General features: G+C 65.9%; 8 protein-coding genes and 3 tRNA genes. 5 read left to right on the top strand and 6 right to left on the bottom strand.

What is annotated here, in order from left to right; genetic code table 11:
- The 6 genes from QZ853_RS19800 to QZ853_RS19775 all read right to left on the bottom strand — a co-directional run.
- On the bottom strand, positions 1-361 hold a 361-nt coding region (locus QZ853_RS19800), incomplete at its 3' end, for a GTP-binding protein (RefSeq protein WP_295578932.1).
- A 41-nt stretch (positions 362-402) separates the two neighbouring features.
- Positions 403-478: transfer RNA gene (locus QZ853_RS19795), tRNA-Thr, on the bottom strand.
- Between the two features lie 49 nt (positions 479-527).
- Positions 528-601, bottom strand: a tRNA-Gly gene (locus QZ853_RS19790).
- A 24-nt stretch (positions 602-625) separates the two neighbouring features.
- A tRNA-Tyr gene (locus tag QZ853_RS19785) sits at positions 626-711 on the bottom strand.
- A gap of 137 nt (positions 712-848) precedes the next feature.
- The gene (locus QZ853_RS19780) at positions 849-1,865 is read right to left on the bottom strand and encodes an isoaspartyl peptidase/L-asparaginase (RefSeq protein ID WP_295578928.1); all 1,017 of its coding nucleotides are present in this window, start codon (positions 1,863-1,865) and stop codon (positions 849-851) included.
- Positions 1,866-1,970: 105 nt separating this feature from the next.
- Positions 1,971-2,990, bottom strand: coding sequence for a cyanophycinase (locus QZ853_RS19775; RefSeq protein WP_295578925.1), 1,020 nt, complete (start codon positions 2,988-2,990; stop codon positions 1,971-1,973).
- Between the two features lie 170 nt (positions 2,991-3,160).
- Between QZ853_RS19775 and QZ853_RS19770 the strand changes: the two genes are divergently transcribed.
- The 5 genes from QZ853_RS19770 (at position 3,161) to QZ853_RS19750 (ending at position 14,015) form a co-directional block, all read left to right on the top strand.
- Complete coding sequence (locus tag QZ853_RS19770) at positions 3,161-5,899, top strand: TonB-dependent receptor (RefSeq protein WP_295578913.1); 2,739 nt, start codon at positions 3,161-3,163, stop codon at positions 5,897-5,899.
- A 164-nt stretch (positions 5,900-6,063) separates the two neighbouring features.
- On the top strand, positions 6,064-8,829 hold the full coding sequence (locus QZ853_RS19765) for a response regulator (RefSeq protein WP_295578898.1): 2,766 nt from the start codon (positions 6,064-6,066) through the stop codon (positions 8,827-8,829).
- Positions 8,826-10,040 (top strand): EAL domain-containing response regulator, encoded by a 1,215-nt coding sequence (locus QZ853_RS19760; protein ID WP_295578883.1) that lies wholly within the window; start codon positions 8,826-8,828, stop codon positions 10,038-10,040. Before QZ853_RS19765 ends, QZ853_RS19760 begins: the two co-directional genes overlap by 4 nt.
- Before the next feature lie 112 nt (positions 10,041-10,152).
- Positions 10,153-13,377 (top strand): hybrid sensor histidine kinase/response regulator, encoded by a 3,225-nt coding sequence (locus QZ853_RS19755; RefSeq protein ID WP_295578870.1) that lies wholly within the window; start codon positions 10,153-10,155, stop codon positions 13,375-13,377.
- Positions 13,374-14,015: a response regulator transcription factor gene (locus tag QZ853_RS19750; protein ID WP_295578858.1), complete on the top strand. Its 642-nt coding sequence runs from the start codon at positions 13,374-13,376 to the stop codon at positions 14,013-14,015. The genes QZ853_RS19755 and QZ853_RS19750 overlap by 4 nt, the downstream gene beginning before the upstream one ends.
- The last annotated feature ends 80 nt before the right edge of the window (positions 14,016-14,095 follow it).

Here is a 14,095-nt window from a genome sequence, read left to right as displayed (position 1 = left end):
GGATGTGCTCGCGGGTCTGCGGCATCGGGCCGTCAGCGGCCGAGCACACCAGGATCGCGCCGTCCATCTGCGCCGCACCGGTGATCATGTTCTTGACGTAGTCCGCGTGACCCGGGCAATCCACGTGCGCGTAGTGGCGCGTCGGGGATTCGTATTCCACGTGGGCGGTCGAGATCGTGATGCCGCGCGCCTTCTCTTCCGGCGCCGCGTCGATCGCGTCGTACGCCTTGAACTCGCCGCCGAAGCGCTCTGCGCCGATCTTGGTCAGCGCCGCGGTCAGCGTGGTCTTGCCGTGGTCGACGTGACCGATGGTGCCGACGTTGACGTGCGGCTTGGTGCGCTCGAACTTACCCTTGGCCATGGCTGCTTATCTCGAATTCGTCTGAGAGGTGATGCTTAAGATGGTGCTCACGAAAGGAATCGAACCTTCGACCTCTTCCTTACCAAGGAAGTGCTCTACCGACTGAGCTACGTGAGCCGAGTTTTGCATTATGACATGAACTCGATAATATTCAAAGTTCATTCAATGGAGCGGGAGACGGGAATCGAACCCGCACCATCAGCTTGGAAGGCTGAGGTTCTACCATTGAACTACTCCCGCGCCGGGAATGTCACAACGTGAAACTGGTGGAGGGAGGTGGATTCGAACCACCGAAGGCGTAAGCCAGCAGATTTACAGTCTGCCCCCGTTGGCCGCTTGGGTATCCCTCCTTACCACCCCATTCCGTTGCCGCCGAAGCGTTGCGGTGCGTGGTGGTGAGCCGCTTATTCTGCTGATCGGGCGGGGGGCTGTCAACGCTTTTTTCCATCTTTTTCACACGTTGTCGCAAACCCATTGATACGCAAGGTTATTGCCTGGAGACCGGCAGGGTCTCGCTGGCGAAAATTGCGACATGCGGGACACCGTCGGCGCCGATCCAGCCCCGGTACATGCCCTGGGTGTTGAACGGCGTGGCCATTTTTCCGTCCGCGGCCAGCACGATCGCGCCACCGTCGCCGCCCATCCGCGGAATCGTCTCATTGATCACGCCCTTGCCCGCCTGCTCCGGCGTCTGCCCCTGGTAACGCATCCGGGCGCAGATCTCGTGCGCGGCGGCGCTGCGGATGTAGTACTCGCCCCAGCCGGTGCCGGACACCGCGCAGCGCGCATCGGCCCAGGTGCCGGCACCGATGATCGGCGAGTCACCGACCCGGCCGTAGCGCTTGTTGGTCATGCCACCGGTGGAGGTGCCCGCCGCGAGATGCCCCTGCGCGTCCAATGCGACCGCACCCACGGTGCCGAAGTGCTTTGCGGTCTCCAGGTCGGCATGCGCCTGGCCGCTGGCCTCTTCCTTCAGCGCGCGCTGCAGCTGCTGCCAGCGCTTTTCGGTGCGGAAGTACGATGGATCAACCAGGGTGATGCCCTGCTCCACCGCGAACGCCTCGGCGCCCTGCCCGACCATCATCACGTGCTTGGATTTCTGCATCACGGTCTGCGCCAGCAGGATCGGATTGCGCACGCGCTGCACGCCGGCCACCGCGCCGGCCGACTGTGTCGCACCATCCATCACCGCCGCGTCCAGCTCATTGCGGCCGTCATGGGTGAACACCGCGCCCTTGCCGGCATTGAAGGTGGGATCATCCTCGAGCACGGTGATCGCGGCAGTCACCGCCGCCAGTGCAGGACGGCCGGCGGCCAGTTCGGCGTGGCCCTTCAGCAGGGCCGCCCGCAGCGCCTCGCGCGCCGCCTTCTCTTCGGCCGGCGAAAGATCCTTGCGCTCGACGCCGGCACCGCCATGGATGACCAGCAGCGGCGGAGTGGCCGGTGCGGCCTGGGCGAGCAAAGGCAGGGACAGCAGCGCGGACAGCGCCAAGCGCAGTTTCATCGGGTACGTCTCCAGCAGGACAAGGGAATGGATTGCAGCGTAGTGCCGGCCGCTGGCCGGCAAGGGGCGCATCGCGGAAGGGCGGTTGCCGGCCAGCGGCCGGCACTACCGGCGCGTGAACTCAAGCTCGCCGTCGCTGACGTCGGCCACCGCCTGGTAGTCGGCCTCGGCCTCGAAGTCGTCCAGCCGCATGCGGCTGCCGCTGGCGACCACCGTCACCGGCACCGCATGGAAGCGCAATGGCTCGCCTTCGACCAGGCGGTCGGCATCCCGGCCGGGGCTGACCACCCAGACCTTGCCCTCGCCATCGGCGCTGTAGACCTGCGCCTGGCCATCGGGCTCCACGCACAGTGCGGTGTCCTCGTCGACGCCGATGCCGACGATGCCAGGGTCGCCACTGTCCTGCGCGGCGCGCGCCACGAACACGATCAGGCGACCGAGCCGGTCGCGCTTGTCGAAGTGGGTATCGGTGACCACGCGCTGCAGGTACGGCATCTGCAGGAAGCCACTGTCCAGGGTCACCGCGCTGCCCATCGGGTCGGCCAGGGCGCCGGCCGAGGTGATGCTGCCGCCATCCATCGCGCCGTAGGCGTAGCCGCCCAGGATCGCCAGGCCGGCGCTGGTGCCGGCGATCGGCTTGCCGGCACGCACATGCGCATTGAGCGCGCGGTTGAGTGCCGTGCCCTTCCAGAAACGGATGTAGCGCGACTGGTCACCGCCGGCGATGAAGATCGCGTCGGCCGCGGCAACCACGCGCAGCACGGCCGGGTCGTCGGCGGCGCGACGGCTGTCGAAGACCAGGGTCTGCACCGCAGTGGTACCGCCGATATCTCGGTACAGGCGGTCCTGCAGTTCGTCACCGCCCGAGGCACGCAGGATCAGCACGCGGCCGTTGCCGGCCTGCTTCAACCACCACTGGAAGGCCTCCGGCACCCATTCGCCGCCGCCCATCAACATCATCGCCGGCGCGCGTGGACCGGGCCGCGGCGCCTCCAGGTCGCCCACCTCGTAATAGGTGAAGCCGGGGCCGTAGAGGTCCTGCGCGGGAACGGCCAACGGCCAGGACACCACCAGCAGCACCAGCCAGGCGAAGGGGGTATGCAGGATCCGCTGAAGGCGCCGCATCTTGATCTCCCTGAACAAAATCGACTTGCAAGCGTTTTCACTCTTTGCCAGATAGAGACCCAGTAGTCAAGGACATGAAAAAGGCGTTAAATGCGCGCGCCCATTCCGGAAATCTGAATGGGGGATAGGGCCCCTCCTCTGCGGGCCGGCTTCATTTCCGAGAATTCCTCATGCGTAGAAAGGCGATGGCGTGGTCGATCCAGCTGGCGTTGATGGGCGTGGCTGCTTCCGCGGCGGCCCAGGCTCCGGCTTCCTCTTCGGTACAGCAACTGGACGCGGTGCAGGTCACCGGTTCGCGCATTCCGCGCGCCCAGGTGGAAGGCCCCGCCCCGATCACGGTGATCAGCGCCGAGCAGATCCGCTCCAGCGGCTTCACCACCGTGCCGGACGTGCTGCGCGCGATGACCCAGAACGGCGGTGAGACGCAGAGCCAGCAGTCCTCCAGTGGCGCCGACTTCTCGCCGGGCGCCCAGCAGGTGGACCTGCGCGGCCTGGGCCCGAACCACACACTGGTACTGGTCAACGGCCGCCGCATCGCCGACTTCCCGATGCCGTTCAAGGGCCGCAGCAACTTCACCGACGTCTCCAACATCCCGCTGGGCATGATCGAGCGCATCGAAGTGCTGACCGGCAGCGCCTCGGCCATCTACGGCTCGGACGCGATCGCCGGCGTGGTCAACTTCATCCTGAAGAAGAAGGCCGACGGCACCACCATTGACATGCGCATGGGCACCACCAGCGAAGGCGGTGGCGAGTCCTTCGACATGAGCCTGGCCAGCGGCTTCAGCCGCGGCAACTTCAACGCCGTGTACAGCGTCGAGCTGCAGTCGCAGACCCCGCTGTGGGCCTATGAGCGCGACATCCAGGATTCGACCCAGGACGGCCCCACCGAGGGCTCGCGCATCGCGCGCCGCGCTTACCTGCGCACCGACTACGACGACAACTACCTGGACCCGGGTGCCGCCACCTGCGAAGCACTGGCCGGGCAGAACCAGGGCAGCACCTACCGCGCCTACCGCCCGAAGTACGGTTACTACTGCGGCAGCGACGCCTCGATCGGCTACGGCACCATCCTCAGCAAGCGTCGCGGGGCCAACGGCTACGCTTCGCTGAGCTACGACTTCGACAACGGCCAGCAGTGGTTCGCCGACGTGCAGCTGGGCTACCACACGATGTCGCTGATGCGCGACGTCACCCACTGGGGCCGCATGGACGCCAACGGTGACGAGTCGGGTTACTTCAACAACGAAGCCACCGGCGAGATTGAGTTCTGGCAGCGCCAGTTCTCGCCGGAGGAGATGGGCGGCCTGCGCAATGCGATGGTGCGCAGCACGCAGAAGACCTTCAGCGTGACCACCGGCTTCAAGGGCAACCTGGCCGGGGACTGGGATTACGAAGCGGCGCTGAGCCATTCGCAGTACCAGTCGCGGATCAGCTGGGCGCAGATCATCGCCGCCAAGGCCAACGACCTGTTCCTGGGCCCGCAGCTGGGCGTGGATGACGACGGCTTCCCGATCTACAACGCCGACCCGTCGCGCCTGTACCGGCCGCTGACCCGCGCCGAGTACGATTCGATCGCCGCGCGCACCACCTACTCGCCGAAGTCGCGTACTGAAATGGCGGCCTTCACCCTGACCAATGCGTCGCTGTTCGGGCTGCCGGGCGGTGATGCCGGCTTCGCTGCGACCGTGGAAGTGGGCCAGCAGGCCTACGCGCTGAATCCCGATCTGCTGGCCACCCAGTACTACTACTACAGCTGGAAGGACTCGGACGGCCAGGGCTCGCGCAACCGCTGGGCGACCGCCGCCGAGCTGCGCATGCCGCTGCACGAGACCTTCAACCTGAGCGTGGCCGGCCGCTACGACCAGTATCGCTACTCCGGCCACACCATCGGCAAGGCGACCTGGAGCGGCGGCCTGGAATGGCGCCCGATCGACACCCTACTGGTGCGTGGCTCCTACGGCACCGCGTTCCGCGCACCGGACCTGCACTACGTATTCGCCGGCCCGGGCAACGACGAGACCAGCGCCGAGGATCTGTACAGCTGCCGCCTGGAGGGCGCCAGCGACTGTTCCGACTACGAGCGCAACCTGATCCGCAGCCGCACCGGCAACCGCCAGCTCGATCCGGAAACCAGCACCTCGTGGAGCGCGGGCTTCGTCTGGTCGCCGGCGATCGGCCTGGACCTGTCAGTGGACTGGTTCGACATCGACATGCGCAAGCAGGTGCAGGACATGGACGTGCGCACGCTTCTGGCCAATGAAGCCAACTGCCGCCTCGGCAGCGCCGACATCCGCTCGCCGACCTGCGTGGATGCGCTCGATCGCATCACCCGCACCAGCGACGGTCGCCTGTACGGCGTGCGCGTGGCGCCGATCAACGTTGCTCGCGAGTCCACCTCCGGCATCGACGTCGGCCTGCGCTACCGCCTGCAGACCGGGATCGGCGACTTCATCCTCAACGGCACCCATACCTGGGTGAAGAAGCACGATTTCCAGCGCTACCCGGGCGATCCGACCCTTGACCAGTTCGCGGTCAACAGCGGCTTCGACATCCCGCGCACCAAGACCAGCCTGAGCGTGACCTGGGAGAAGGACGCGTGGTCTGCCACGGTCTACGGTTCGCGCCTGGGCAAGCTGCCGACCTCGGACAGCTACGACCAGTCGTTTGACTGGGAGAGCGGTGGCAGCCCGTACGTGAAGGCGACCTACCGCTACAACGCGTCGCTGCAGTACCGCTTTGACGACCATTCACGCCTGTCGCTGTCGGTGGTCAACGTGTTCAACAAGATGCCACCGAAGGACGCCACGTATACCGCGTACCCCTACTACGACGTGTCCTGGTTCGACAGCGTTGGCCGCACGATCAACCTGCAGTACACCCACAAGTTCGGCGGCAGCGCGCTGTAAGCAGCACGCCCCGCACCGCGGTGTGACAGGCCCCCGCTCCGGCGGGGGCTTTTTCATGCCTTTCTGAACGGCGGCCATGCAAGGAGCCGCCGGCAGCAGCACGGCAGCGGCTTTTAGGAAACAGCTGATTCCGCCGCTTCGGCGCGGCTCTCTAGCATCGGCCCATGTTCTGCATTTCCCGCCCCGTGTTGCCGCAGTCTGCGCCGCCCAGCACCGCATCGGTGCTGCTGCGCTGCCTGACCGTGTGCGTGTTCATCTGCCTGGCCGCCGCTGCGGGCTTCTACCTGCTCACCGCGTTCACCGAGGAGATCTCGACCCATCGCCGCGACATGAACGCGGCCGCCTACAAGGCACAGATCTACTTCGACCAGCGCGAAGCCCTGCTGCGCTACCTTGGCGATTCGGTGGTGAAGGGTGCGCCGGCCAGTGCAGCGGCCGACGGTGAAGGCGTGCGCCGGATCGCACTGGACGCCGCCTCCGGCCAGCAGCTGCTGATGTCAGCCCGCGCCGAGCACACGCTGCAGGCACTGCAGACCCAGCTGGTGCTGGTCGACGAGAACGGTCCGCACTTGCTGGCCGGCGCTGCGGTCGACGTGGAGCTGGCCCAGTTGCCGTCGCTGCGCGCATTGCAGGCCCGCAGCGGCAGTCTGGATGGGGCCGATCCGGTGTACTGGCTGCGCCCGGGCGAGGCCGGCGTGGTACTGGCGCAACCGGTGCAGGCCGGCACACAGCCGGCGCAATGGCTGTTGCTGCTGCTTGATGGCGCGGCAGCGGCGAACCTGATCGACGGCCAGGGCATCGACGGCTATGCCCTGCTCGACGGCGGGGGCCAGCCTGCGCTGTCCAGCCAGGTGCCGCGTCTGGACCACGCCGGTTGGGAAGCCCTGCGGAAACGCCAGAACGACAGCTTCGGCACGCTGTGGAGCGCCGGCGTTCCGCGCGGCGTGGCGCTGGTGAAGAGCGTCGGCAACGATGGCTGGCGCCTGGTCTACCACCTGCCGCCACGGCTGCTGCTGGGCGATCTGGCGACGCCACTGCTGACCTGCGCGCTGGCACTGCTGCTGGCCGGCATCACCCTGCGCCTGCTGCGGCACCGCGTCGACCGCCAGTTGATCCAGCCGGCACTGCAGCAACACCGCCGCCTGCTGGAGAACCTGGACTTCAGCGCCACGGTGATCGACATGGCACCGGTCGGGATCTGCGTCGTGCGCAGCAGTGACCGCCAGCTGCTGCTGTCCAACCAGCTGCTGCGCGACTGGCTCGGCAAGGACGACGAAGACAGCGACTGGCAGGCGCCGTGGCGCGGCCACGCCGGCGAGCGGCGCGGCCGCGGACTGGAATTCACCACCCGCGAAGGACGCCAGCTGCAGGTGCTCCATGCCGCCTGCCGTTACCAGGGCGATGATGTGCTGCTGTGCGTGTTCCATGACATCTCACGGCACCGCCAGGCCCAGGCTGCGCTGTCGTCGGCGCGGCAGGCTGCCGAGGCAGCCAACCAAGCCAAGAGCGCTTTTCTTGCGACCCTGAGCCATGAGATCCGCACGCCGCTGTACGGCGTATTGGGGACGCTTGAACTGCTCGGCCACACCGCGCTGGATGCACGCCAAGCACAGTATCTAAGAACGATCGAAAGCTCGTCGTCGGTGCTCCTTCAGTTGATCAGCGATGTGCTGGATGTTTCCAAGATCGAGTCGGGCCTGCTCAGCCTTGAACCAAGCTCGTTCTCGCCGCGCGAGCTGACCGAGAGCGTACTGCGCAGTTTCGCCGCATCAGCCACCCGCAAGCGGTTGCACATCCACGCCTTCACCGACCCAGGCCTGCCGACCCGCGTGCTTGGGGATGCTGACCGGATCCGACAAGTGCTGAGCAACCTGCTCAGCAATGCGATCAAGTTCACTGAACATGGCCGCGTGGTGATGCGCGTGAGGCAGGTGAAGCGGGAGGCCGAGTCCAGCGTACTGGCATGGCAGGTTACCGACACTGGCATAGGCATTGCCGCTGAAGAGCAAGCACTGCTGTTCGAGCCGTTCCGCCAGGTTCGTGGTGCGGCCAGCAGGCAGGGCACCGGTCTGGGCCTGTCGATCAGCGACCGTTTGGTACGACTGATGAGTGGCGAACTGCAGGTGGTCAGCGAGCCAGGCCTGGGCAGCAGTTTCACCGTAAGCCTGCCATTGCCTGTGGTCACCGCCGCTGAGGACGGTCCGACGCTGAAGCCAGAGCCACCGGTCCTGGTGCGCGGGCATGACCGCGAGCTGATCGACAGCGTGTGTGGGTGGCTGCAGCGCTGGGGAGCCAACGCTCAACCCTTATCGGGTGAACCCGCCCTGCTCGACCAGGACGGCGGGATCTTGGTCGAAAGCGAGACGATGATGCCTCTGGCCTGGAAGGGGCCTCGCGTGATTGCGTCGATCGAAGGTGGAGATCAGCCCGTCACGGCCGACGATGGCAGTCTGGTCGTAACGCTGCATAGCATGGTTGCGATCGGCAATGCAGTAGCCTGCGTACAGCACCAGCAGGCGGCGCTGCCGCAGATTGCCAGTGCCGCCCCGCTGATTCCGCTGGGCCTGCGTGTACTGGTCGTCGAAGACAATCCGATCAATCGTGTGATCCTGGCCGAGCAGCTGAACACGCTCGGCTGCGAGATCGAACTGACGCAGGACGGTCTGGAAGCGCTCCAGCTGTGCAGGAGGCACACCTTCGATCTGGTAGTGACCGATATCAACATGCCACGCATGGACGGCCATGCGCTTGCCCGGCAACTGCGCAGCGAAGGCCACCTGCTGCCCGTGATAGGGGTCACCGCCAACGCCACCGCTGAAGAGCGCGAGCGCTGCCTGTCCAGCGGCATGCAGGGCTACCTGAGCAAACCCATCGACATCGCCCGGCTGCGCAAGGCGATTACCACCCTGCGCCAAGGAAATTCCGCATGACCCACCGTATCCTGATCCTCGAAGACCAACCCTTCCAGCGAGGGTTCCTGGCCAACCTGTTTGGCAACCGCGATGCCGTCGAGGTCGATGCCTGCGAGGACGTTGAGGCGGCAATCGCGCTGTGCGCCTGCCAATCCTATGATCTGGTGGTCAGCGACCTGCTGATGCCAGGTCAGGATGGTATCCAGTTCATCCAAGCGCTCGCCGCGCACCCGCGCCCGCCGCGCCTTGCGGTGGTCAGTGCAGCATCGAGGCGGCTAATGACATCAGCCCGGCTGATGGCTGAGTCGCTGGGGCTGGACGTAGTGGGCTTACTGCCCAAGCCGGTGGCCGCCGCCGACGTCGATGCGCTGCTCCGGGCACTGGCTCCCCCGCGCGCGCCCACTGCCAATGGTCCTGCCGCGATCATGCCTGAGCCGGACGCCACACAGTTACGTGCCGCGTTGGCTGACGGTTCCTTGACGGCCTGGTTCCAGCCCAAAAAATCGCTGAAGTCTGGGCGTGTCGTCGCCGCCGAAGCGCTTGTGCGGTGGATGCATCCGCACTTGGGCACGCTTGCCCCCGGCAGCTTTCTGCCTGCGCTGTGCCGCCACGGCCTGGAAGGTGAGCTGCTGCGGGTCATGCTCAAGGCCAGCATCCGCGCGCAGGCGCGCTGGCGCGAACAGGGTTTTCGCATGCCGGTATCCATCAATCTGCCGCCGCACCTGCTGGAACAGTCGGACCTGCCCGACGAACTGCTGGACCTGACCCTGGCCCACGGCGGCACGCCCGGCCTGCTCTGCTTCGAACTGATGGAAAACAGCACGACCCGCCATGTCAGCGATTTCTATGCCGGCGCCTGTCGCCTGCGCATGAAAGGCTTTGGCCTGGCCCAGGATGACTTCGGTCAGGGTCTCAGTTCAGTGCACAACCTGGTCAATACTCCCTTCACCGAGGTCAAGATAGACCGTGCGCTGGTGAGTGGCTGCGCGCGTGATCCTGCGTTGTACCTGACCTTGTCTACGGTCATCTCGCTGGCCAATCAACTCGGCCTGACCATCGTCGCCGAGGGCGTGGAAAGCGATGCCGACCTGGCCACTCTGCGCCAGTTGGGCTGCAACCAGGTGCAGGGTTTCCTGATCTCCCAGGCGATACCGCCCGATGAATTCGTCCGCTTGCTGGATGAAGAAGCACCATCCGCTTCGCCTTTGCAGAGGATGGAAGTGCACTGAGCGCACGCGGCGGCTTCACGAGCCGGTGAGGGCGCATCAACTATCATGAATGAACGAACGCCGCGGGGACATGCTGGCGCGGCGGCCCCCTTTCCTCGCCTCGAGACTCAATATGCTGGCCGAGGCCGTTCCTGTCCGCCGACTCGCACGCCGCTACCTGCGCGTCCACGCGCTGCTGATCAGCGTGGTGGTGCTGGCCACACTGCAGGCAGGACTGCTGCTGGCCATCGGTGCACAGCTGTTTCAGGAAGAGCGGAACAAAATCCGCTTCCACTCTCGCCGCCTAGACTACACCCTGCGGGAGCATGAGCGCTTCCTGCGCCAGTGGCGCCTGCATGACGTGGGCGCGCGCGGGCAGCCGATGCCGGCAATCGGTGGCCCGCCGATGACCGGTCCTCTGTTCGGTAACTTCACCTTGGTTGGCCAGCAGGCCGGATACTTGCCCCCCCCCACCGGACTGGGGGACCGTTTCCTACGCTTCTATGGCACGTTCTGGGCGACATCGCACTACCCGCCCCCCCAGTGCCTGCTGGTCGATGGCCAGGGACTGCGCGCTCTACTGGCGCCTTTACAGGAAACGGCGGACGATGCCGCGCAAATCAGCCCGCATCACCTGGAGCCGCTGCTGCTCAGCATCCACCAGGCAGTACGCGAACGCCCGACGTTGCGAAGCGGCGGCATCACCTGGACACCGGTCCGGTGGCGCGACGAAGAAACCCGCTTGTTGGCCGTGGTCCATGCCCCGCAGGATGCCCGGCTGTGGGGAGAACCCAGTGATGATTCGCTGGCGGCGTTGGGCTGCCTGCTCGATCCGGCGCGCGTGAATGACTACCAACAGGTGCTGGGAACGCCGGTGTTCGACAGCCTTTCGCTGTTCGACGACAGCCAGCGCCTGTTGCTGGGCGATGCCGCCGACGCCAGTGCCACCGGGACCTCATGGAGCGCCGGACTGGATGGCCTGGTGTTCCACATGCGCACCGAACGGGGCTGGCTGGCGGTGTACCACGTAGGTTGGCAGCAGGTCTTCCATAACCCGCGCGCACCGTTGCTGGGCAGCATGGTGGTGGCCCTGCTCCTGGCCCTGAGCGGCAGCCTGGTGCTGCACACCTATCGGCGTACCGTGATCGAGCCGCTTCGCAGCAACCAGGCGCGTTTGCTGGAAAGCGAGGCTTTCAGCCGCACCTTGCTGGACAATGCACCGATCGGGCTGTGCCTGCTGCACCGTGGCGATGGCAGCGTGTTGCTGGACAACGCGCTGGCCCGGCGTTGGCTGGGCGACGACCACGATGAAGGTGGCTGGCGTGGCCCGTGGCGGTGCAGCGTGCTTGACGCCGGCGCCACCGCACTGGGCGACAGCCTGGCCTACACCACTCCGGATGACCGCCATCTGCTGATCAACGCCGCGCCTGCGCGCTACCGGGGCCAGCCGGCCGTACTGTGCCTGTTCACCGACCTCAGCAGCCAGCATGAGGTCGAGAAGATGCTGCAGCAGGCGCGCCGCGCGGCCGACCAAGCCAACCGGGCCAAGAGCCAGTTCCTGGCCACCATGAGCCACGAAATCCGCACGCCGCTGTACGGCGTGCTGGGCACCTTGGAACTGCTGGGGCTGACCCCGCTGGACTCACGCCAGCAGGACTATCTGGCCACCATCCAGCGGTCGTCGTCGACGTTGATGCAGTTGATCAGCGACATCCTCGATGTAAGCAAGGCCGAAGCCGGTCAGCTGCGCCTGGAACCCAGCGCGTTCGATCCGGCGCGGCTGACCGAGGACGCACTTGACTCCTACGCCGCCGCCGCGGCAAACAAGGGCCTGCAGTTCTATGCCTGCATCGATGCAGATGTACCGACCACGGTCTGTGGTGATGCCGCGCGCATCCGGCAGATCCTAAACAACCTGATCAGCAATGCCCTGAAATTCACTGACAGCGGCCGCGTGGTGGTGCGCCTGGGCGTGGCCGCGCGCGGTGAAGACGGCATCCTGCAATGGCAGGTGGCTGATACCGGCATCGGTATTACTCGAGAACATCAGGCCCATCTGTTTGAACCGTTCTTCCAAGCCAACCCCAGCACCGATGCCATGCGGGGGACCGGCCTGGGCCTGGCCATCTGCGCGCACCTGTTGTCGCTGATGCACGGCCGGCTGCGCGTGGTCAGCGAAAGCGGTCTGGGCAGCAGTTTCACCGTCGAGCTGCCGCTTCCGGCCACGCACGCCGACCCATTGCAGTCTGCGCCACCGCAACTGCCGGCAGGCCTGCCGGTGCAGGTGCGCGGCGGCATCCGCGAACTGGTTCAGTCGCTGTGCGACCGCCTGCAGCAGCGCGGCGCACAGGCCAGCGCATTTAGCGAGGATACCGTGCTGCCTCACGGGACCACGCCGCTGTTGCTGGACCTGGTAATGGATGACATGGTCCCCGCCTGGGATGGCGCGCACGTGGTGGCCTGCCGCGATGGGGGCGTGCAGCCGCAATTGGAAAAGAGCTGTTGGCAGGTGGGACTGCACCGGCTGGATTCGATCGTGCTGGCGTTGGCCAGCGCAGCCGGACGCCCGCTGCCGGCCGACGCGGGCGGGCGTCTGCCGGTAGCTCGCCGCTTTGGACAACAGGTGTTGGTGGCCGAAGACAACCCGATTAACCAGGCGATCCTGCGCGACCAACTGGAACAGCTGGGATGCCACGCAGTGGTCGCCAGCGATGGCAATCAAGCGCTGAGCTACTGGCGGCAGTGCGCGTTCTCACTGGTACTGACCGATCTGAACATGCCCGGACTCGACGGATATGGCTTGGCCCGAGCGCTGCGCGAACGCGGCGTGGATGTGCCCATCCACGGCGCCACCGCCAATGCCGATCCGGCCGAATTCGAACGCTGCCGCGAAGCGGGCATGCAGGGCGTGCTGGTCAAACCTATCACCCTGGAAGCCTTGCAGCGCCTGTTGGCCTCGCTGGCCGACGGAAAGCCGGCTGCGACGGACAGCACGCCGCCGATGCTGCAGGTTGATGAAGGCGCCGTCGATGATGCACCGCTGCAGATACCGGAAAAAATGCGGGCACTGTTCGTGCAGACCATGCAGGCCGATCTGGACAGCCTGCGCAACGCGATGGACCAGTCGCAGCCTGCGCGTATTGCACAGATGTTGCACCGGATCCGTGGAGCGTTGGTGATCGTGGGCGCAACGGATCTGGTCGACACCGGCCTGCAGCTGGAACAGCGCATCATCGAGGGCAACGATCTTTCCGTAGTCGCTGAGCCTGTGCAGCGCTTCCAGCAGCGCCTGCAGACCCTGCTGCACCCCTTGACCACCCCGCCCCTCCCTTCTTCCCGCAACACGCCCCCGCCATGACCATACGGATCCTCATCGCCGACGACCACCCGATCGTGCTAGCTGGCATCCGCGACGTGCTGGCCGGCGAACTCGACCTGGACGTTGTAGCCGAAGCCGCGGATCCGGCCACATTGGTCGAGTTAATGACGCTTACCCAGCCGCAGGTGGTGATCACCGACTACAGCATGCCCGGTGACGAGCAGTTTGGCGACGGCATCAAGTTGATCTCCTACCTGCACCGCAGCTTCCCCGACACGCGCCTGCTTGTGTTGACCATGGTGTCCAACCCTACGCTGGTGGCAGCCATGTATGCGGCCGGTGCCAGTGGCGTGGTACTGAAGAGCCACGGCCTGGGCAGCCTGGTGCAGGCGCTGCGCACGGTGCTGGTCGATCGCATCTACCGGCCACCAGGCCTGCTGCCGGTAGCGTCGGCTGAACCGGCCAACGCCGATGCCGTGCGCGCGCGGCTGTCACCGCGCGAACTGGAGGTCATCCGCCTGTTCACCGGCGGCATGAGCGTGGGCGATATCGCCCGGCAGCTGAAGCGCAGTGCCAAGACGGTCAGCACACAGAAGATCAGCGCGATGCGCAAGCTGGGCGTGGACAGCGACCAGAATTTGATCGAGTACTGCCTCCAAGCCTCGCTGTTTGCCTGAGCGACAGCCGGCCGGGGGCACGCGTGCCTACGCTTTAGGAAGCGTCTGATTCCAGTGCAGCAGCCTGAGTTCTAGACTTG

The sequence above is a fragment of the uncultured Stenotrophomonas sp. genome, from assembly GCF_913778665.1.
GTDB lineage: Bacteria > Pseudomonadota > Gammaproteobacteria > Xanthomonadales > Xanthomonadaceae > Stenotrophomonas.
Note: the sequence above shows the minus strand (reverse complement) of the source record. Positions and strands in the feature narration are given on the sequence as shown.